Source organism: Microcoleus sp. B4-C2 (assembly GCF_036705265.1).
Classification (GTDB): Bacteria; Cyanobacteriota; Cyanobacteriia; order Cyanobacteriales; family Microcoleaceae; genus Microcoleus.
Map to the genome: position 1 here is coordinate 1 of NZ_JAUBUB010000048.1, position 21,942 is coordinate 21,942.

The window sequence follows — 21,942 nt, forward strand, 5'->3', positions numbered from 1 at the left end:
TCCCGCCCGTCCTTTTTGGACGGGCGGGACGCCCATCCCACAAACTTGTGGAAGTTATTTAATTCTCATTCCTTAGAAGCAAACCTGACTCGAATTAACACTACATTAATCCAGTAGCTTAACAAATAAGGATTGAAACTTATGACAGAAATTGGACCCGATCCAAACCGACCTTATCCGATGGCCGATCAGCGGCGCGTATGCTTCATCAAAAACTTTATTAAATCCCCCAACATTATCGTCGGCGATTACTCATATTACGACGATCCAATAGATCCAGAAAACTTTGAAAAAAATGTACTTTATAACTACGGAAACGACCGATTAATAATTGGCAAATTTTGTGCGATCGCCACCAACGTCAAATTCATAATGAACGGTGCAAATCACAAACTCGACGGGATTTCAACTTATCCTTTTCCGGTTTTTGGAAATGGTTGGGAAACAGCCATGAATTTATTAATGGAACTGCCAAGTAAAGGCGATACCGTCATTGGCAATGATGTTTGGATCGGCTATGAATCCCTGATTATGCCCGGAGTAAAAATCGGCGACGGTGCAGTCATTGCCGCCAAATCCGTTGTAGTAAAAGACATTCCCCCTTACACCATTGCAGGTGGAAATCCCGCCCATCCAATCAAACAGCGTTTTAGCGATGGTGAGGTTGCACAACTATTAGAAATACGGTGGTGGGATTGGGAAATCGACAAGATTTCCCGCAATGTCAGTTTGATTATGCAAGGTGATATTCAAGCACTCAGTAAGGCTGCATAAACTCGCGATTTGAACAAGTATTATCTCAAAGACGGGAATAATATCTTAGGCATTTTGGCGATCGGTATAACTTAATCAAGATGGTGAAGGTGAATTGGATTTTGTAAACTGTGACACATTTCAATTGTAGATATGATTTTCCCTATTGCCTATTCTCTTTTGTAGAGTGTCACCATATTTATATGCACAACAGCTTATAATAATCTCAATAACTTGAGGGTTGTACTTCCTTGGCTGATTATTGTCCGACAGTTACTCCTGGGCAACCCCTTGCCCCTTTACAAAAAACTGGTCTAGAATTGGTTGCTTTTCTGCATAGAGGTCGCGATGTAGTTTTAGCAATTGATTTGACGGAGAGTGTTGGCCTTAACGATGAAGGTCGCATCCGTTTGCGTCAGATTGTTGAGGATAGTTTGCAGCCTGGAGATACGGTTTATATTGTTCCTTTTGCAACAACCGTAAATCCACTGACGCCCAGTGTCAATCCCCTAGTACCGGAAAGTTCTATTCAATTTAATAGCAAGAAGGATATTGACCTAATTTTGCAGGCTATTCCTTTTCAGCCCAATCTAAGTGTTCAAAATACGGATATTCAACGGGCAGAACTTACTATTTATCAAGGTCTTGCGAATCTTAATCAGTGCCGTTTGGGGCAGAATCAACCAATTAAACCTCAGTCTGTAGTTTGGACTACTGATGCGCCACTATCTACTAAGTCGCCAGCCAGTTCAGTTGACTGGGTAGAAACACCGGCAGATAGTCCGTTTCGGCAGGGGAATTCTCAAGCAAGTCAACAGCGTCAAGCTTGGTTTCAGGTATTGCCTTTGCGGAAGAGATCGTATACAATTACGACCAAGGATAATAAAGGATATGAATTAAGTGTTGTTGATATTTCTCCCAATGTACAGGAGTTTTGTACGCCAGCACCGGGTGGGCGAGAAACTTGTTTAGTTTCTGCTTATTTATTGAATCAGTTATGGTTGCCACTGTCAATTTCGGGAATTGTTCTCGCTACTGCTGTCGCTACTACTATCAAGTTCTGGCGGCTGCAAAGGAAATGGAAGCTGGCGGTTGACTTAACAGCTACTGCGAAAGAGGATGACCAAGTATGCTATCTGGGAAATAATCAAAGGATTGCGATCGGCGAGTACGAACCAAGCTGCGCTGATTCGATCGATACTCCAGGGCCAGAAGTCAGAGCTTATTTAGTGCGGAAGGGGGAAAAACTTTATTTAGAGCCAACTGGGGAAGCTACTATTTTTTTGAATGCAAAAGAAGTCATTAAGCCGACTTTGATAACTAATACTGGTCGAATTAGGCTCAATTGTCCTATTTCTCACAAGCAAGATTACGAAATTGTGATTCAAGTCAAAAAATAAACAATCAGACAGATATGACTCAATCTACAAGCAGCGATCGCCAAGTTAGGGGTATAAACAGGACGGTTTGCATTGGTTTAGGCGGTACAGGAAGAGATGTATTAATGCGAATTCGCCGCTTAATCGTAGATCGCTATGAAGATTTAAGTCAGTTGCCGATTGTGAGTTTTGTTCACATCGATACCGACAAGGCCGCAACACAAGTATCGGGTTTGCGAACTGGTAGTACCTATCACGGTGTTGACCTCAGTTTTCGCGACTCTGAAAAAGTAGGCGCGACAATGACATCAGCAGAAGTAACTAACTTTGTGCAGGGACTAGAACGGCGTTCTAACTACGATCGTCAAGGCCCTTACGACCATATTGCCCGCTGGTTTCCGCCCCAATTACTGCGAAATATTAAAGCAGTAGAAGAAGGAGCAAAAGGCATTAGACCTGTAGGCAGATTGGCTTTTTTCCATAACTATCAAAAAATTAAAACAGCGGTAGAAACCGCAGAAAGGCGGACGCGAGGACACGAGGCAACTTTACTAAGATCTGGCTTAAGAATTGAACCAGGATTGAATATTTTTGTCGTGGGTTCTCTATGCGGTGGCACTGGTAGCGGAATGTTTTTAGATGTTGCTTATAGTCTCAGACAAGCTTACGGCGATGGAGGTGCTCAAATTGTCGGATATTTGGTGATTAGTCCGCAGTTATACGGCAATACTTCTAATATGAGTGCCAATACTTATGCTGCACTTAAGGAACTGAATTACTATACTACTCCTGGTACTAAATTTGAGGCTTGTTATGATATGCAAAACTTAGTTTTAGTGCAGGAATCGCGGCCGCCTTTTGACTATACTTATTTAGTTTCAAATCAAACTGCGGGCGAGTATTCGATTCTAGAGCAGCGCAAATTATGCAATGTTATTGCTCATAAAATAGCACTGGATTTTTCTGGAGAATTAGCGCCTGTAGTTAGGGGGATGCGGGATAATTTCTTGCAGCATTTGATTCAGTGGGATGACCATCCGCGACCGAATATCCAGCGGTATTTAACTTTCGGACTGGCGGCGATTTATTTTCCCCGCGACATTATTGTCCAAATTGCATTAACTCGAATTAGTTTAAAGTTGGTAACATTCTGGTTAAATGGAGAGGGGCAAAGCCCAGATCCACAGTCGTCATTAGATCAATTTTTAATTCAGTATCGGTGGCATAGCAATTTGGATGAAAGGGACGGTTTTACTACCAGATTAGCTGAGGCTGTGCAAGAATCCAATAAGACTTTTGCCAGTACGCTCAATACTTGGAGAAATGCCAGGTTAGAGAGAGTAATTAATGATTGCCAAAGTAAGGACGATCGCATTGGAATCAGGCAAACTTTACCGCGAGAGTTTCGCGATCAGTTTCGCAAAACTCAGCCTGGAGAAAGTGAGAGCACAAGGGGAATTTGGCTGACAAGATTGTTACAAATTCGTCCGACGATCACGGAACAGCTTAAGCATGATATCGATGAATTTTTAGCTGGTTTGTTGACTCCGGGAAATGTGAAATTTTCGATTAAAAGCAGTCGCGATTGGTTAGATGCTTTGCAAACTGATTTGAATCGTTATCAGCTTCAGTTGGAGGAAGACATTGCTAAATTTGGGGGAACTCGCAAGCTGGAAGATTTGGAGAAAAAATGGCGAGATTCGGAAGAGATTATTGAGGAGATTGAGCAAAAATTTGACTTCCCAATTTTAGGGAGCAAGAATCGGCAAGTGCAAGCTGAAGCTAAAAGAGTTGTGCGGGAAGTCTGCGATTTAATTAAGCACAACTTTGATTTAGTGGTAACTCAGGAAGTGCTGCAAATTGTCGGAGATTTGCAGAAGCACGTTTTAGAACGTTCAACTCACGTGGCTGGTTTTAACCGCTTGGTAGGCAATCTGAAGAGTGACTATGAGAAGGAGGAAAGCGATTTAAGACAATTGAATTTTGATGAAATGAGCGGCGAGGCAATTTTTGATAATAAAGATATTGATGGATGCTATAAAACCTTGCTACCGGAGCAAGATTTTCGCTCTCAGTTGGTGTTGGTGAGTAAGGAGATTACAAAAGTTTCGGGAGTTGGAGATTCGATTGCTTATTTGATGGATCGCACTGCTCAATTACAAGTACAAAACGAAATTGATTTGACAGTTGACAGGTTATTTGGTTCTCGCAGCACTCAGATTGTTCAATCTGTGATTAAGCGTTTTATCCAAAATTATTCGATTCAGGATCGCTCAACTCGTTTGGGACAAATTAGACAGGAATCTGAGCCACTGCTACGCTTAAACTTGAGCGATCCCTACTTTCGTAATAGTCCTGCGAAAAAAAGTGAGTTAGTAGGTTTTAAGGATACTGACGAGTCGGAAGTTCAGCAGTTTAAACTTACTTTGGGACGGGATTTAGGAATTGGAGAAAGTGTCCTGAAACCTACTCAAGCTGAGGATGAAATTTTAATTGTGACTGAGTATGCGGGGTTTCCTCTGAGACTGATTAGCGGTTTGGAACAGATGCGAAATCCCTACATTCGCGAACTAAATTCTGAGAGTTCTTTTCTACACAATGACTACCGAACTCGGTTTACTGACATTATTCCGCCTGATGCCCTTATTATGGAGGAATTAGAGGATATTTTTTATCCTTGTTTGGCTTTTGATCTGATTGGGAAAAATGCAAATACCCAGCAGTTGGAGTTTTCATATTATGACGAATTGCGGGACTGTAATTCTCATGCTGGGATTAGTTCAGTCTGGAATCAAGCACTCGAAGAATTGGCGAATCGGCGGGATATGACTGATGCTTTGAAGGGGTTGTTGGACGTAGCGATCGCTCGGATTGATAAAAATCCTAATCTTTGGGAAGATGACTATTTACCCAAGCTACGGAATTTTGTAGATTTGGTAGATAAGTTGCCGGAGAATCATCCTAATTATCCTTACAAAGCTACGGTGGTAGGGGTTCCTGGAACTACTGAAATGCCTGCTAAGGAGGGGATTATCAATCGTTTTCGTAAGAAAATGGCTGAAAGATTTAAAGGTTTACAAATTTCTAAAACTTCGCCTCCGGGAATCGGTGCTTTTCAGGAAGTCATTCAGGCAGAAATAGTTGATGAGCCTACTGATTCTGTTGATAATCGTGCTAAGAGACGGCAAGAATTGGAGCTGTTAAAACAGGATGTGAATGGTGGTATTATTACCGATCAGGAGTATGAAAAGGAGCGGGAAAAGATTTTAAATAAGTATCCGATTTGATGAAAATTGTGGCTGGCGAGTTGACCTCGCTTTTTACAACACAGGGATCTAGCATTGTTCATTCTGGAGTTGATCGATTATGTTTGACTGGTTAAAATTATTTCCAATATACTTGCTTATTCCGACTATACTGCTGGTGTTTTTACCTGCTGTGTTGGCGGCTTGTCAACGAAGAAAGCTTCATGGGGAGATAGTGGACAATACCGAAAAGGTGAGAATGTTACTAGGGGGGAATACTGCTGTATTAAAACCTGGAATTGTTACAGACTTAGAAGCTAGATTTCAAAAGGCTAGTGATTATCTAGAAGAAGTGAATTCAGCCGCTTTGATTGATGGAATTTATGGTGAACAGAAGATTACATTTTTGGGGATTCCGTTTGGTTACGATTGGATAGATTATTTCTGTCGCATCTTACCTAATCTGTTGATATCTTTTGGTTTATTAGGTACCTTTTTAGGGATTACGCTTAATTTATCTAATCTGAGTCAAACAATTACTCAACTTCAGGGAAATACAAACATTAATCAGGATTTAGTATTTGCTGAATTGCAGAAACCGTTGCAAGGGATGGGAATTGCTTTTATTACCAGTCTGATAGCAGTATGTTGTAGTTCTGCTTTGACTGTGGTCAATTTTATCTGGAATACGGGTTTAGCTAAGTCACAGTTAATTAGCTCTTTAGAAGATTATTTGGATAATGTTTATCAGCAAGAAATACAGGGACAAACTCGCCTTGATAAAGTAGTTAAAGGCATGGCCGATACATTTGACAACTTTTTAACTAGATTTGGTCAAACTGTCCGTGAGGGTGTGGAATCTGCTCTAAAAGAAAAGATTGAAGAAATTATTAAAGCTAATCTTAAGGCTGCTAATTTAGCGGAACAAGTTTACGGTCGTTTAGCGGAAGCTTCTGGTACACTTGCTAGCGGTGCTAATGAATTTAAGGAAGCTGCGGGTAGATTTACAGAAGCGACTAACACATTGAAAAATAGCGATTTTCCTGAGAAATTATCAATGGCTACAGCTAATTTAGCTACCACACAAAGTAATTTCTCTAATTCCGCTTCAAGTTTAGCTGATACTGTTGAATCTCTGGGAACTACCTTGAGTCAAATCCTGGATTTTAGCCAACAGTTAGTAAACGTGACAGAAGAAATCAGCCTGCTAAATCAGAGTTCAGTCCAAGTATTAGGGTTGCATCAAACTAATCAACAGTCACTAAGCCAAATTATTCCACAACTTCAGCAAGGCTCGCAGAGTTTTAAGTCTGCTGTCACAACGCTTGACAAACTACAGAACAGGATTGTAGTTAGAGTAGATAGTTTGGATAAAGTACAAGTTGAGTTGACAAAGTTAGTACAGACTATCAATAATTATACAAATCAGGTCAATCAAGGGATTGACTCTATGACTGGCGGGATTACTAAAACTATTAGCCATCAAACGGAGAATAACAATTTACAATCGCAAGCCATCGTCGCAAGTATTAACTCTTTTGCTGGCAGCATTGCAGAAACGATGAACAATCAAGCTGACAGTAACAGGCAGCAATCGGAAGCGATAGCCGAAAGTATTGAGCGATATGTCCATCACCTCAGTGACATAAAATCTGAGCTTGCTGAGTTGGTAGAGACTTTGAGAGAGAAGATAGAAAGTCCGGTTGTTGATAAACATCTCAGCGATCCAAATTCTTTTGGTGACATCTAGAAATTCTAGATAATATGTATGCCGAATGAGTGATTTTTTCAACCACAACTGAGAACTTTAAATTATGCGTCGCCGAGCCCGTCCCGCAGATTCCCATGAAGACCTCAATATCTGGCCAGCTTTCACAGATTTGATGTCCAACGCTTTTATGATTATAAATTTATTCCTCTTACTAGCTTTAGTCAAATCCGTATTCTTAAAATCAACAGCAGAAAATACAAGCGACGAACTGGTTAATACTCAAAATAAAATTATCATGCTAGAAAAAAAATATGAACATTTGCAGGGCGAACAGCAGCAAAAAAATAATCAAATTACCGAATTACAAGGACAAATAGAAAGCCTAAAATCGCCACCTTTAATTATTATAAAAGACTCCGATAATTTCCAAGATCGCCCTCTCAAATTCGAGGCAGGAAGAGCCGATTTACCTGAAGGTCTGCGTTTATTTATTGACAATAAGGTAGTCAACCAACTTGAAGATTTTTCCAAGCAATATCCCGGTTATGTTGTAGAAATAATCGGTCATACTGACGGTCAAGAAACAGTAGAACCTGTCAGCAATCTAGATCAAACGTTAGAAAATGTAGCTAGTGGTAATGAATCTATCAGTAACTTAAAAGCAGGTTCTAATGCAGATTTAGGATTAATGCGGGCCTTAGCAGTAGTCAAAAATCTCCAAGATTTTCAACAAAAAACTGGTCGGTTACAGGGTTTAAAATTCCGTGCTTATTCAGCAGCACAACTATTCCTAATTTCTGGAGAATACGCCCCAACCAATCGTAGTCCCGATCCCACTAGGAGACGGATAGAAATTCGTTTCACACCCGCAGCAGTGGAAAAATAAGTAGGTCGTTCTAATTAAATTAAGACGCGATCGCCGTTAGAGTCCCGACTTCACCGAAAAAGTCGGGACTCTGGGTATTCTGTTTGTTTAGCCGTTGCTCACGCAAGCTCAGGCGAAATGTATCACTCAAAAACCACGGTTTTATACCAAACTTACTTAGCCGGGCCCACAGCCTCGATCGCATCCTCCAGGGCGATCGATACATGAGTCCAATGAGTCCCCCCCTGACAAAAAGCCACGTAAGGCTCCCGCAGAGGCCCGTCAGCCGAAAACTCCGACGTACTCCCATCGATAAAAGTACCCCCAGCCATCACTAACTGACTTTCATACCCGTGCATCGGAGCCGGCACCGGATCTAAATAGGAACCGACGGGGGAATTTTGCTGAACAGCCCGACAAAAAGCAATTAACTTATCAGCAGAACCGAATTCGATCGCCTGAATCACATCTCGTCTTCTAGCCAAAGGCATAGGATTCACTCGATAACCCAACTTATAAAAAACATAAGCCGTCAAATGATTGCCCTTCATCGCCTCGCCCACACAACCGGGAGCCATAAACAAACCCTGAAACAGCAACCGATTCAAATCAAAAGTTGCGCCGCCGCTGCTGCCGATTCCCGGTGCCGTCAAGCGACAAGTTGCCGCCTCCACCAAATCCGCCCTGCCGGCGACGTAACCTCCAGCAGGGACGATCGTACCCCCCGGATTTTTGATTAAAGAACCAGCCATCAGATCCGCACCCACAGCAGTAGGTTCGCAATCATCCACAAACTCCCCGTAACAATTATCAACAAAGCAAATTGTGCTAGGATTCTGATGTTTGACTATGGCGACGATTTTTTCAATCTCAGAAATAGACAAACTCGACCGCCAAGAATAGCCGCAAGAGCGCTGGATAAAAACCAGGCGAGTCTTTGCTGAAATAGTAGAGCTCAATGCCTGCCAATCCAAACTTCCTTCGCGAGTTAGAGGCAACTCACGGTAACTAATGCCAAACTCAAGCAGTGAACCTTGACCTTGCCCGCGCAAGCCGATCACTTCTTCTAAAGTATCGTAGGGAGAACCAGCCACTGCCAACATTTCGTCACCAGGACGCAGGATGCCAAAAAGAGCACAGGCGATCGCGTGAGTACCCGAAACAAACTGTACCCGGACAGCCGCAGCCTGGGCCCCTACCACTTCGGCAAACACCCCGTCCAAAGTCTCCCGACCCAAATCATCGTGGCCGTAACCCGTAACCCCTGCAAAATGGTGGACTCCAACCCGGTGGCTGCGAAAAGCTTTTAAGACTCGTTGAAGATTTTGCTTGACTGTAGTGTCAATACCAGAAAAAATCTGAAAGAGTGCCTGTTCTGCTTCCTGTAGCCGTGAAACGCTATTCATCTATACCTCGCTCACCCTTTGCGTGCGCGCTGTTCATTATGGCGTAGATGCGGCCCCTAGTTTGTAAACATAATATATTCATGACGATTGCAACTTCCAAAAAAACTTCTCCTGATTGGCCTGTCGTAGGCTTTATGGCCTTTCTGCACATCGGTGCTTTATTTGCCTTGCTGCCGGGTAATTTTAGCTGGTCGGCGGTTGGGCTAGCTGTCTTCCTGCATTGGGTAACAGGTGGTTTAGGAATTACTCTGGGATATCACCGCCTCGTCACCCACCGCAGTTTTCAAACACCCAAATGGCTAGAGTATTTTCTAGTTATTTGCGGTACCCTTTCCTGTGAAGGTGGCCCGATCGACTGGGTAGGAATGCACCGGTTACACCACATACATTCCGACACCGAAACAGATCCCCACGATTCCAATCAAGGCTTCTGGTGGAGCCACATGGGCTGGATGCTCTCGGATCTCCCGATCAGAGTGGAAATCCCCCGCTTTACTAAAGACATCGGCGACGACCCAGTATACAAGTTTCTCCAAGCATATTTTATCCCCATCCAAGTTGTCTTCGGTGTGTTGCTTTATTTATTAGGCGGCTGGTCTTTCGTGGTGTGGGGCGTGTTTCTGCGGATCGTGGTGGTGTTCCACTGCACTTGGCTGGTGAACAGCGCTACCCACAAATTCGGCTACCGCACCTACGAGTCGGGCGATCGATCGACCAACTGCTGGTGGGTGGCTCTGCTCACCTACGGCGAAGGCTGGCACAACAACCACCACGCCTTTCAATACTCGGCTCGCCACGGCCTCCAATGGTGGGAAATCGACTTCACCTGGATGACAATTCAATTGCTGCAATCGCTGGGTTTGGCAACCAAAGTGAAATTAGCAGAAAAATAGCGATCGGCAATTAGTCATTGGTTGTAGGTCATCAGTTCTGGACTAAGGGCTTGTGACCAATGGCTAATCCTGTTTTTGCGATCGGTATAGGTTGGGTTGAACAGAGATCGAATCCCCTGGTGCGATCGACCCAACCCAAACCCGAATCAGTTATAATATAATTGGGAACAAAAAATTTTGTTTAGCAGCCAAAGTTTTTATTTTCAGAATATAGCAATCCTAAATCATTTGCATAATTATTGTAGGGGTAATCCCACGCCCGGTTGCCCGATAGATAGGGGGTAGGCACTCTTAGCACTACCCTACCAATTTATCTGAATCATTTAGGATTGCTATACAACCGTAAATCTTTTTCAATCCTAATCCCAAATCTATCATTGATTCTTTATTAGTTTGGGCAAGTGTGCAGCAAAAAAGTTCACTGCTCAATCCCAACTATTATGCGTGAATCTAGCTCGGCATCTCATCAGAAATCAAAAAGAGAATGACAATTGCAACGCAAGAAAAACTCCAATACAATTGGAAGCACGTTATTAGTTTAGCAGGACTTCATATCGGCGCTTTGTTCGCACTGCTACCCAGTAACTTCAATTGGACAGCAGTTGGTTTAACAGTATTCATGCACTGGATAACCGGCGGTTTGGGAATAACTCTCGGATGGCATCGCCTGCTCACCCACCGCAGTTTTCAGACACCAAAATTCGTAGAATACTTTCTAGCATTTTGCGGAGCCCTTGCCTGTCAAGGAGGAATAATTGATTGGGTTGGGCTGCACCGATTGCACCACACCCACTCTGACCAAAATGCGCTCGACCCTCACAATGCCCAAAAGGGTTTTTGGTGGAGTCACCTCGGCTGGATGCTATATAAAGGTCCAGCTCACGCTGAAATTCCCCGCTGCACAAAAGACATTTCGAGCGACCCCTTTTACCAGTTTTTGCAAAATTACTTTCTGCCAATTCAAATCGCCTTTGGCGTGTTGCTTTACTTAGCAGCCGGCTGGCCCTTTGTAGTTTGGGTAATTTTTGTCCGCTTAGTTTTCGTTTATCACTGCACCTGGTTTGTTAACAGCGCCACTCACAAATTTGGCTACCGCACTTACGAAACAAAGGATAGTTCTACTAACTGTTGGTGGGTGGCTGTCCTGACTTACGGCGAAGGCTGGCACAACAACCACCATGCTTATCAATACTCTGCGCGTCACGGGATGGAATGGTGGGAGATTGACTTCACTTGGATGACAATTCAAGTTTTGGAAGCACTAGGTTTGGCTACTAAAGTGAAATTACCAGCAGCAAAATAGCAGCAATTCTGTCCTAGACGCAGAACCTATGTAGGCTGCGTACTTCGCACCTTACCGCTTCAGAAACCCGGTTTCTTTAAGAAACCGGGTTTTTTGGTGACTAATAACCTATGACTAATGAGTCCGTTTTTGCTCGCCCCGGCCGCGCAAATATTCCGCTAAAAACGCCAATCCTCCCGAACCTACTATCAACAGCACGCTCAAAGCATTAATATCCGGTTTTACTCCTGTCCGAATTCGGCTAAAAATTTCCATCGGCAGAGTTGTAGTCCCGCTACCTGCGGTAAAACTAGCAATCAAAAAATCGTCCATGCTGAGGACAAAAGACAGGAGACAACCCGAAACAATTCCGGGTATTAATTGAGGGAGCAAAACTTTAATAAAAGCTTCAACAGGCGTTGCACCCAAATCCAAGGCAGCCTCTTCTAAATACGGGTTTAAATCGGCCAATCTAGTAGAAACAGCTAGGGCGATGTAAGCCAGACAAAACACAACGTGAGCGGCGACAATTGTCCACAAACTCAGAGGAATAGCCAGCGCCGCTAAAAATACCAGAGTAGCAACTGCGGTCGCAATATCTGGAATAATAATCGGCAAGTAGGAGACTCCCTGATATAAACTCTTGCCTGGAAAGCGGTAGCGGGCTAAACCAACGGCCATTAAAGTGCCGAGTACAGCCGAGATTGCCACTGCACACACAGCAACTGTCAAACTGTTTCTCAGGGCAATTAAAATCCGCGTATCGCTAAATAATTTAACGTACCAATCTAAAGTAAATCCTTCCCAGCCGGCGCTAAAACGCGATTTGTTAAAGCTGTAAAAGGTGAGTACCAGGATGGGCAGGTACATATAAAAAAACATCACAACGGCAAATATTACCTGCCAAGAAACCTTAAATTTAGGTTTTAAGTACATATCGGCTTGTATGTCCTCCTGTGTATTTTCGGGGGTATTTTCCATTTCTCGGTAATCGGTAATTGGTAATTAATTGGTAATTGGTAATTGGTAATCGGTTGTTGTCAGTTGTTATTTGTGAGTAGCTACCAATAACCAGTAACCAATAACTAATGACTAATAACTACTGACTAATGACTTCTTTAAATTGCATTACGATCGCCATATTTGAGCAAAAGGGCAATTCCGATACTTACTGCAAAGATTAATACCATACTCAGAGCCGAACCCAGCCCCCAATTTTGAGTCGCCCCCAAAAACTGATTGTAAATTAAACGAGCCGCCGTCATGCTCGAAGCTCCACCAAGCAACTCTGGATCGACAAAATCGCCCAAACAGCTAATAAATACTAGCAAAGAACCTGCAGCTATTCCCGGCATCGTCTGAGGTACTGTCACTTTCCAGAAAGTTTCCACTGGATTGGCCCCCAAATCTTGAGACGCTTCTAGCAACCTGCGGTCTAACTTTTCCAAAGATGCGTAGAGAATTGTCACGATATAAGGCAAATAACTGTAAGCCATGCCGATTAAAACTGCGGAACTTTGATTAAGCAATTCCAGAGGAGGAATGCCTAGAAGTGCCAGCAGCGAGTTGAGAACCCCCGTAGGACGCAGAATTGTAATCCAAGCATACGATCGCAACAGCGAAGAAGTCCACAGCGGCAACACAAAGCCTAACAAAGTTAAATTCCGCCACTTTTTCGAGACATTGAGGGCGATCCAGTAAGCGACGGGAAATCCCAGCAGCAAACACAGAATAGTAGTCCCCGTTGCGAAAAAAAGCGATCGACCAATCACCTGTAAATTCAGCGGCTCAAACACTCGCAGGTAATTGCCGATTCCCGAAGGATTCACCAAATCTCCTGGCTTAATATTCGGAACCAAACTAAGCTGAAAAATCACCAAAGTTGGTATGACTAATAATAAAAGCAGCAACAAGCCAGAAGGGCCCAGCAATGCCAGTGGCCCAGCCCACGCCGCCCACGGGGAAACAGTTTCAGCTTTTAAGGGAGAAGTGGGAGGAATAGGAGGGGGAGTTCTAGTTGAAACAGCCATAAATTATAGTTTGGAGTTTTGAGTTTTGATTTGTAAATACCCTAGGGTGCGTCACCATCCTACAATCTGCAAATCAAATCTAAAATCTGGCAGCGACGCACCATACAAGATGTCGTAGGGTGCGTCGCCATCCTACAATCTGCAAATCAAATCTAAAATCTGGCAGCGACGCACCATACAAGATACCAGGGGGGGTTTTACTAACAATCTACGCTTAAAATAAATAATCTCCTAAACCCGTCCTCCACTCCACGGTAAATCAAAATGTACATGAAATTTATGCCCAAAATAAGATTAGCCGCTGGTTAATTGAGTCCAATAGCGATCGTACACGTCTATAAATTTTCCTACCGGAGCAACACCTTCGCAATTTTTCAAAGTTGCCTCCGAAGGGAAAAGAATTTCATTTTCGCGGACTTCCGGCGTCAGCAAACTAAAAGCATCTTCCGAAGGAGTTGAGAAACTGAGCCGTTCTACTAAAGAAGCAGCGACATCCGCTTGCAGCATAAAGTTAATCCACTTATAAGCTGCTTCGGGATTGGGAGCACCTTTAGGAATTACTAAAGTGTCAGTCCACAGAGAAGAACCGCTTTTTGGCACAACATAGCGCAATTTGTCATTATCTGGAATTACCTCATTAGCATCAGAAGAATAACACATAGCTACCTTCAAATCCCCCGTCAGCATTTGCGGCCGCCAAGCATCAGTGGTAAAAGATGCGATCGCCGGTTTGAGTTCAACCAACTTTTCATAAGCTTGTTTCACTTGCTCTGGGTTCGTAGAATTGAGAGAATAGCCCAACATCCGCAGCGCAGCACCCATCACTTCTCGAACATCATTTGCCAGCGTCATTCGCCTTGCTAACTCCTGTTTGTGCTTCCACAAATAGTCCCAATCTTCAGGAGCTTCTTTGAGCTGTTCGCTGTTGTAAATTAAGCCTGTGGTTCCCCAACTCACAGGGACGCTGTAGCGGTTTCCTGGGTCATAGACGGGGTTTTGGAACTGTTTTTTTAGCCGATCGAGTCCGCCCAAAATCGAGTGGTCTAATTGGCTCAACAGCCCCAGTTCCGTCATCTGAATCACCATGTAGTCAGACGGGTAAATGATGCTGTAGGCGCGGGCGCCACCGGCTTGAACTCTCGCCAGCATCGACTCATTGGAGTCGAATACATCTGCGATGACGCGGATGCCTGTTTTTTCGGCAAAGCGATCGAGCAAAGCGTTATCGGTATAGCCTGCCCAAGTATAGATGAAAAGTTGGTCGGCAGAACCTTGGACGGGAGGAGCAGATTGCACGTCTGCAAGTCGCCAGCCGCAACTCGAAACAGCTAAACCGGAAATTGTCGCCGCCGAATTTTTTAGGAACTGACGGCGTGTAGAATTAGCCGGGAAAATCCTGGAAATTGGTAAGTTAGTCGGAGGCACAGTTCGATTTTAGATTTTAGATTTTAGATTGGGGAATTGGGGATTGGGGAATTGGTAATTGGGAATTGCTAATCGGGAATTGGGAATTGTCCTATGTTATTTGTTAGGAGAACGAACCACCAACAAATCACCAATGACTAATGACTAATGACTAATGACTAATGCCAACTACCAACTGCCAACTGACTAATTCCGATCGGTCAAAGCGAGACAATCAGTAGTTCCCCAGTAAGCGTAAATCGGCGTGTGCGGGTCTGGGAAAGAACCGCCAGTATTTGGCTGGCGTACAGTAATTTTATCGCCCGACGCCAACTCAACGACGTAATGAACGTGCGTGCCCATGTACATAGTATTTTTGAGCCGCCCTTCAAAACAGTTGACCGACACTTCCGGCTGGTAGAGATTCAAATATACTTTTTCCGGCCGAACGCTGACCACAACAGAGTCGCCTGTGACACCATTCCACATATCCGACTGCTGAACGATTATTTTCAGATTGGCTGATGTGCGAACTGTGATAGTCGATCGGTCGATCGATTCTACCGTACCCGCAAACAAATTCGTATCGCCAATAAAATCCGCCACAAAAGCCGTCTGCGGACACTCATAAATTTCTTCAGGAGAGCCAATTTGCTCAATCCTGCCCTCGTGCATCACCGCAATCCGGTCAGACAGACTCATCGCCTCTTCTTGGTCGTGAGTCACCATCACAAAAGTCAAACCCAATTCTTGATGCAAATTCGACAGTTCCAACTGCATCTGCTTCCGCAACTTCAAATCCAGAGCACCCAGAGGTTCGTCCAACAGCAAAACCGCCGGTCGATTTACCAGAGCTCTCGCCAAAGCCACCCGCTGCTGCTGACCGCCCGACATTTGACCGGGAAACCTGTTGGCGAAAGATTCCATTTTCACCAATTGCAAAACTTCCCGTACCCGTTCTTCAATTTCTGCTTTCCCCAGCTTTTTGATCCGCAATCCAAAAGCGATATTGTCCCAGACATTCATGTGTCCGAACAAAGCATAGCTTTGAAACACAGTATTTACCGGACGGCGGTAAGCTGGAGTGTTGGTCATCGACTGGCCCCGAATCATCAATTCGCCCGCCGAGGGAGTCTCGAACCCAGCGATTAAGCGCAGCGTCGTAGTCTTGCCGCAGCCACTAGGGCCGAGGATGCTAAAAAATTCTCCTTGGCGGATGTTGAGGTCAACTCCACGGACTGCGGTTTCGCCGTTAAATACCTTAAAGACCTTGCGGAGTTCAACGTCAAGCGCTGTATCCGTTGCTGTCGTACCTTGGTTGAGTGCTGTCTGAAACATATTCGCCCTTTCCTGGGGGTAATGCACGCCACTTAAATACAGTTTAAGTTTAGACTTTTCTGTATTTTAGGTGAGGAATGTTGGATGTAACAGGTTTTGGGATTGGTTCTTTAAATTCTATCCCAGAGCGCACCATTGTCAGCAACAGGCGTCATTCGATTTTAGATTTTAGATTTTAGATTTTGGATTGACCCCACGGATAAATTCGGGGGCTTGAGGATTTTAGATTTTAGATTTTGGATTGATTCCACGGATAAATCACGTGGCGGGTACCATCAAAAAATTCTTGGTCAGCAACAGGCAAGATGCCTGTTTCAGAAGAAAATTCACTCTTTGTGGAACAGGCATCTTGCCTGTTCATAAAAGGCTTATTGAGAATGGTGCAACATCTCAGATCAACTGGGCATCTATTTATTCTCAGGACTTGGCGTGGGAGAGGGTTTTTGCGGTTTCTCGGTCTTGGGTGCTTCTGCTTTTTTCCACTCTGACAAAGGTCGTTGGACGGCATTTTTAAAGTCAAAAGGCACTAGCAGCACGGGCAAATTTTGGGCGGAATTTTGAGGGGGCGCTTCCGGCGGATTGGCTTGAGCGTACAAGAAGCGGCCGCTAAAGTCTGTTTTGCCTAAAACTAGGCGGTGAGTTTCTTGGTTGTCCAGTTTTACTGTGACTGTAGCTTGGGGTTGGTCTAGACCGAATTCTGGCAGTTGAGCAGCAGTAGTATTAATCGTGCGATCGCTCTTTCCTGTTGCCAGCCTGTCTAGCAAAAAATCCACCGATGCCTGACTCGCGTGTGCTTGCACTGGCAATTTCATTTCCCAGCTAGACTTGCCTCCTTTTGTAGCATAAACTCGCTCAAAAGTCAATATTTTTTCGGGAGTTTTGACTGTAAAGAATTGTACGCGATCGGAGTTAAAAGCAAAAATTTTCTGTTTTTCTTCCTTAGCAGCTTCCTGTTTAGGAGCCACTTGCATCTCGAACAAAGCAACCAACCCAGTCATGCTAAGTGCGACGGCTATCAATACAAATGTATTTTTCTGCAATTTCATAGTAACTGGGAATTGGGCATTGGGAATTGGGCATTGGGCATTGGGAATTGGGAATTGGGCATTGGGGAGTCTGTTATTAATAACAACTGACAACTGACAACTGTCAACTGACAACTGTCAACTGACAACTGTCAACTGTCAACTAACTTATCTTCTCTTCCACCAGATAGCGCCCCCAATTCCCAGTCCGAGTAAAGGCCAAATTAGCCAAGCTAAAACCAGCAATCCTACTTGGATAGCCGTCATGTTAATGCGACGGTTAGTAGCTTTTTTCGGACTGATAGAAAAGCTTTGCTGGTCTGGTTTACTCAACCAACTGACTGAATTGAGAAACACGTCGCTATTGAGTTGTTGGTCAAACCAACCGTTAGTCACAAATTGAGATGTGCCAATTACTACCATTCGCGATGTTTTTCTAGGAGTTGAAGGCGCAGAAGGAGTTGCGGTTGGACTGGGAGATGCTGTGGGAGATGCTGTGGGAGATGCTGCTGGTGTTGGCGAAGTCGTCGGTAATGCTGGAGGGGTTGCTTCTTGCGAGACAATCACCGAATAGCTGATTGGGGAAGCTGTTGGCGAAGTTGTCGGCGATGGGGACTCTGTCGGCGATGGTGAATCTGTCGGCGATGGTGAATCTGTCGGCGATGGGGAAATTGTCGGCGATGGGGACTCTGTCGGTGATGGTGAATCTATCGGCGATGGTGAATCTGTCGGTGATGGTGAATCTATCGGCGATGGGGAAATTGTCGGTGAGGGTGAATCTATCGGTGAGGGTGAATCTGTCGGCGATGGGGAATCTGTGGGTGAGGGTGAATCTATCGGCGATGGGGAATCTGTCGGCGATGCTTGGGGTGAAGGCGAGGGGGAAGTTGGTGTTGGTGAAGGTGAGGGCTTTGAGGGAGTGGTGTCAGTGGACGATCGAACTAAAGCTACACCTAATAATAGCGGGCCTTGTCGATCGGTCTTCTGATCGAACTCCAATTTCTTAGTCGTTAAATCGCTTTCCGCCCAACTTTCCTGACTCGTCCAAATCAGCGGTTTTGCCTCTATCCCTTCTACTGGCGAGGTTTCCAAAGCACGCGCAAACGGATAAAATGAAATGCCGTTGCCAAAACTTTGAGTAATCGGATGTTCGCCGTAGCGCCTGACTGTGGGAACCGTGGGGCCCAGGCCAAATCTTTGACCAGTGCCCGAAGCATCGATGGCCAAACGGGTGTCTAGTTTTACGCCCCATTCTTCCAGCAATTTGCCCAATCCCGTATCAATTGCCGGGTCTACCATTAACAATAAACTGCCACCGCGATCGAGATAAGCTCTTAGTGCTTTAATTTCTGTATCGGAAAACGGTTTGTCCTGCCCCGGAACGATTAAAGCATCTGCATCTTCTGGCACTTCTTTGCGTTCGGTCAAATTCAGCGTTTGGGCGTTGTAGTATTTATCTTTCAAAGCTTTTTCAGCTTGCTGAATTCCGCCTTGACCTTCCTGTAGCGGGCGGGCGCCTTTGCCTTGCAAAAAGTAAACTGTAGCAACGCGAGTGCTCAGGATTTCTTCTAAGCCATTGGTAAGTTTTATCTCTGAAAGACCTTGATTTGGGTCGCTACCAAAAGCAGTGCCACCTTTTTGCAATACCTGTTTTTTGTCGCCGGATTGCAGGTAAACTTCTCCGATGCTAGTAATACTAAATTCCCGCGCTTTTCCAGGTTGGGTCTGCGGGTCAACAAACTCGAATTGGAATTTTTCGCCTCCCTCGCGTTTGTAGCTTTGCAGCAATTCTTTAATTTGGGGATTTTGGATGGGGTCAAATACCCAAACTTTGACTGTTTGTTGCAGGTTTCGCAGTATTTGTTGAGTCTGCGGGGCAAGGGTAAATTGTTGGCTTTCGGTTAAGTCGATGCGGACGGGATAGCGAACGGCTATGAAGTTAATTACTCCGAGTATCACAAAGACGGCGAGGGTAGCAATCAGGGCGTTGGTGCTGGCTTGAGTGGAACGCTGCCCCCAAAAGCTTTGTTCGTAACTCAAATATAGCAGCCAAAGGGCGATCGTCACTGCTCCTGCAATCACTAAACCGACTGTCAGAGGTTCCCATGCTGCGGACACAAGTCTTGCTGTTACCCCCGCTGCGATGAGGAGGGGGCCCAGCAAAAAAACGTATTTCCAATTTGTTTTGCTAATTTTCATAATGTAAATATTGAGTGACAAAATTATGGTTGGAGGATGTTATTCTATATCGCATTAGCCTGCAACCATGCTGTTAAATCGGATGGCTTGTTGAAATCGATCACGGCATCTCCTAGTTCTTCTAATTCCTGTATACCTAATTGACGGATGCTGTTTTCAGTTTCCGGTTGTATTGTGCCTAAGCGCTTCACTAGCTGACGCAATATTAACGATAGTTGAGCGGCTTTTGTTACCTGTTCTCTTGCTACATCTATGGCAATCTGCTGGTCTTGAATCCACAGTTCTTGCTTCTGCAATTCATTTAATTCTTCCTGAGTGAAGTTTGCCTCGCTGGCAATTCTAAAAGCTTTCTGAATTTCGGGAACTGCACTGAGTGTTTCTGGTACTGTCTCCAGAGTGCTGGTCTTTTCGAGAAAGTAAATCCATTGATCTGCCGTTGTTTCTAATTCTGCTAATTCCTTGCTAAATTTTGGCAGTTCGATAAATACTAATTCTATTTGAGTATCTGGACACTCAAACTGTTGCTCTTTTTCTTTGAAAACAAACCGTGACATAAATTCCGGCTGATTTTCAAACATTTCAAAGTCGGCAATTTTTAAGGAAATTACTGTTTTTAGTCTTTCGTAGCGCTCTTTTCCTGTTAATTGTTGGCTGTAGCTTTTGGCAGCGTTGTACAAAACTCTGTTCCCAAAGGAAGGCACGTTGATCAGTTGAATTTCAACTAGGGCGATTCTGCCGCCGTTAATTGTGGCTTTGACATCTAGGTGTGTGTCTTGGGTTGCGAGAGTTTGAGGTTCTGGTTGGGAGTCGATTATTTCTAAGTCTTCGATGACCGGCTGTGCTTCATAAAGGATGGCGTTTAAAAAATTAATCAGGATGTCTTTGCTGTCGCTGGAACCGAATATTTTTTTGAACGCAAAGTCGATTTTGGGATTGATAAATCTCATTGTTTGAGGTATTTTGTAGAATGATTAACAGGGAAAAATAACCTTCCCTTTGCTCTTTACTTCTCTTTACTTTGGCAAAAATAACCTTCTCTGTCTCTGCCTTGTCTAGTGTTTTTAAGAACGCTGATATCGCAAGGCATCGATGGATTGGGCGGTCAGAAATACTCCTAAAATGATGTAACTGGCAAACATAATTAAACTGCTGGTATCGAAAACTCCCTTGACAAGATTGGTGTAATTTGTTAGGAGCGACAAATGTCCTAATGCTGTTCCGAAGGGGCCACCGATACTGACGGCGACTGCATCGATCACCCAGAGAAATAATACTAGAGTGAAGGTGAGGATGGCTGATAAAATTGTGCTGTCGGTGAGGGAGGAAATAAACATTCCGAGGGACAATACTCCTGCTGCTAGTAAGATTAAGCCGCCGTGTCCTAGCAGAAGAACTCCGGGGGGTACGGGTGGGGTTGAGGAACTGAGGGCGATCGCCTCGCAGAACAGCAGGGGCAGCAACATTGTGGTATAAAATGTTAAAACTCCCAGGAGTTTGCCGGTAGCAACGGCCCAGTTTGTTAAGGGCGATGTGGCTAATAGTTCTAAGGTTCCACGTTTGCGTTCTTCTGCGTAAAGTCCCATTGAGAGTACGGGTAGTACGAACAAGGAAAGGGAACCCATGATTCGCAGGAAGAGTTGCAGGAATTCGTAGGCTACGTCGATGGGAGGTTCGGTAATTCCCATTTGGTCTCGCTGGCCGATTTGGGGAATTAACCCGTCGGGGGCTAGGAGGATGGCTATTAAAAAGTAGCCGGTGATTAGCCAAAAGACTGCTGCGATGGCATAGGCTAATGGCGAGGCAAAATAGCTTTGTAGTTCTTTGCGGTAAATTGCGACAATATTACTAATCATTACTAACATTTAGGAATTGGGAATGGGTAATTGGGCATTGGTAATTGGTTCATTCTGAGTCGCCTGCGGGTGGTGTTTCACTGCTGTCGCTATCCTGTTTTTTTCTTTCTATTGGTCGCTTTTTGGTAACAGGTGGCTGTTCGGGCCGAGAATCGCTACTCGGTTGTGGCTTTTTTTTAATTGGCCGATTTTTTACAACTGGTTGGGATTCTGGTTGAGAACGTTCGATCGACTTTGGTGCATCTAAAATCGGTTCTGATTCTGGCGGAGAAAGTTCGATCGACTCTACTGTTTCTACAATGAGTAAATTTTCGACAATCGGTTCTGGCTGAGAAAGTTCGATCGACTTTGGTGCATCTACAATCGGTTCTGATTCTGGTTGAGAAAGTTCGATCGACTTTGGTGCATCTACAATCGGTTCTGATTCTGGTTGAGAAAGTTCGATCAACTTTGGTGCATCTACAATCGGTTCTGATTCTGGTTGAGAAAGTTCGATCGACTCTACTGTTTCTACAATCGGTTCAGGTTCTAGTGGAGAAAGTTCGATCGACTCTACTGT

Annotated in this window: 16 protein-coding genes and 1 pseudogene; 7 read left to right on the plus strand and 10 right to left on the minus strand. The window is 44.4% G+C overall.

Annotated elements, in window-relative coordinates; all coding sequences use genetic code 11:
• Window positions 1-141: 141 nt before the first annotated feature.
• The 5 genes from QUB20_RS15395 to QUB20_RS15415 all read left to right on the plus strand — a co-directional run bounded on the left by QUB20_RS15395 (window position 142) and on the right by QUB20_RS15415 (window position 7,974).
• Window positions 142-774 (plus strand): Vat family streptogramin A O-acetyltransferase, encoded by a 633-nt coding sequence (locus QUB20_RS15395; protein WP_333247150.1) that lies wholly within the window; start codon window positions 142-144, stop codon window positions 772-774.
• 299 nt (window positions 775-1,073) lie between these two features.
• Complete coding sequence (locus QUB20_RS15400; protein WP_333247152.1) at window positions 1,074-2,153, plus strand: VWA domain-containing protein; 1,080 nt, start codon at window positions 1,074-1,076, stop codon at window positions 2,151-2,153.
• Window positions 2,154-2,167: 14 nt separating this feature from the next.
• A complete protein-coding gene (locus tag QUB20_RS15405; protein WP_333247154.1) occupies window positions 2,168-5,419 on the plus strand; it encodes a tubulin-like doman-containing protein in 3,252 nt (1,083 codons plus the stop codon).
• 79 nt (window positions 5,420-5,498) lie between these two features.
• The gene (locus QUB20_RS15410; RefSeq protein WP_333247156.1) at window positions 5,499-7,127 is read left to right on the plus strand and encodes a methyl-accepting chemotaxis protein; all 1,629 of its coding nucleotides are present in this window, start codon (window positions 5,499-5,501) and stop codon (window positions 7,125-7,127) included.
• A 64-nt stretch (window positions 7,128-7,191) separates the two neighbouring features.
• Window positions 7,192-7,974, plus strand: coding sequence for a hypothetical protein (locus tag QUB20_RS15415; RefSeq protein ID WP_333247158.1), 783 nt, complete (start codon window positions 7,192-7,194; stop codon window positions 7,972-7,974).
• A 152-nt stretch (window positions 7,975-8,126) separates the two neighbouring features.
• Here the strand turns inward: QUB20_RS15415 and QUB20_RS15420 are convergent, their stop codons facing one another.
• Complete coding sequence (locus tag QUB20_RS15420; RefSeq protein WP_333247160.1) at window positions 8,127-9,359, minus strand: methionine gamma-lyase family protein; 1,233 nt, start codon at window positions 9,357-9,359, stop codon at window positions 8,127-8,129.
• Window positions 9,360-9,439: 80 nt separating this feature from the next.
• Here QUB20_RS15420 and QUB20_RS15425 point away from each other — a divergent pair, with 80 nt between their 5' ends.
• The gene (locus QUB20_RS15425) at window positions 9,440-10,252 is read left to right on the plus strand and encodes an acyl-CoA desaturase (protein ID WP_333052723.1); all 813 of its coding nucleotides are present in this window, start codon (window positions 9,440-9,442) and stop codon (window positions 10,250-10,252) included.
• A gap of 484 nt (window positions 10,253-10,736) precedes the next feature.
• Complete coding sequence (locus QUB20_RS15430; RefSeq protein WP_333052724.1) at window positions 10,737-11,555, plus strand: fatty acid desaturase; 819 nt, start codon at window positions 10,737-10,739, stop codon at window positions 11,553-11,555.
• A gap of 114 nt (window positions 11,556-11,669) precedes the next feature.
• Here the strand turns inward: QUB20_RS15430 and QUB20_RS15435 are convergent, their stop codons facing one another.
• The 9 genes and pseudogenes from QUB20_RS15435 to QUB20_RS15475 all read right to left on the minus strand — a co-directional run.
• A complete protein-coding gene (locus QUB20_RS15435; protein ID WP_333052725.1) occupies window positions 11,670-12,515 on the minus strand; it encodes an ABC transporter permease in 846 nt (281 codons plus the stop codon).
• Between the two features lie 137 nt (window positions 12,516-12,652).
• On the minus strand, window positions 12,653-13,564 hold the full coding sequence (locus QUB20_RS15440) for an ABC transporter permease (protein WP_333247162.1): 912 nt from the start codon (window positions 13,562-13,564) through the stop codon (window positions 12,653-12,655).
• 294 nt (window positions 13,565-13,858) lie between these two features.
• Window positions 13,859-14,989 (minus strand): spermidine/putrescine ABC transporter substrate-binding protein, encoded by a 1,131-nt coding sequence (locus tag QUB20_RS15445; RefSeq protein ID WP_333247164.1) that lies wholly within the window; start codon window positions 14,987-14,989, stop codon window positions 13,859-13,861.
• A gap of 186 nt (window positions 14,990-15,175) precedes the next feature.
• Complete coding sequence (locus QUB20_RS15450; RefSeq protein ID WP_333161790.1) at window positions 15,176-16,306, minus strand: ABC transporter ATP-binding protein; 1,131 nt, start codon at window positions 16,304-16,306, stop codon at window positions 15,176-15,178.
• A gap of 407 nt (window positions 16,307-16,713) precedes the next feature.
• A complete protein-coding gene (locus QUB20_RS15455) occupies window positions 16,714-17,352 on the minus strand; it encodes a DUF4340 domain-containing protein (RefSeq protein ID WP_333243568.1) in 639 nt (212 codons plus the stop codon).
• Between the two features lie 147 nt (window positions 17,353-17,499).
• A complete protein-coding gene (locus QUB20_RS15460) occupies window positions 17,500-19,530 on the minus strand; it encodes a Gldg family protein (protein ID WP_333247167.1) in 2,031 nt (676 codons plus the stop codon).
• A 44-nt stretch (window positions 19,531-19,574) separates the two neighbouring features.
• On the minus strand, window positions 19,575-20,477 hold the full coding sequence (locus tag QUB20_RS15465) for an Rpn family recombination-promoting nuclease/putative transposase (RefSeq protein WP_333247169.1): 903 nt from the start codon (window positions 20,475-20,477) through the stop codon (window positions 19,575-19,577).
• Window positions 20,478-20,591: 114 nt separating this feature from the next.
• Window positions 20,592-21,392, minus strand: coding sequence for an ABC transporter permease (locus tag QUB20_RS15470; RefSeq protein WP_333052732.1), 801 nt, complete (start codon window positions 21,390-21,392; stop codon window positions 20,592-20,594).
• 40 nt (window positions 21,393-21,432) lie between these two features.
• Window positions 21,433-21,942 (minus strand): annotated as a pseudogene (locus tag QUB20_RS15475) (ATP-binding cassette domain-containing protein); the annotation flags it as partial.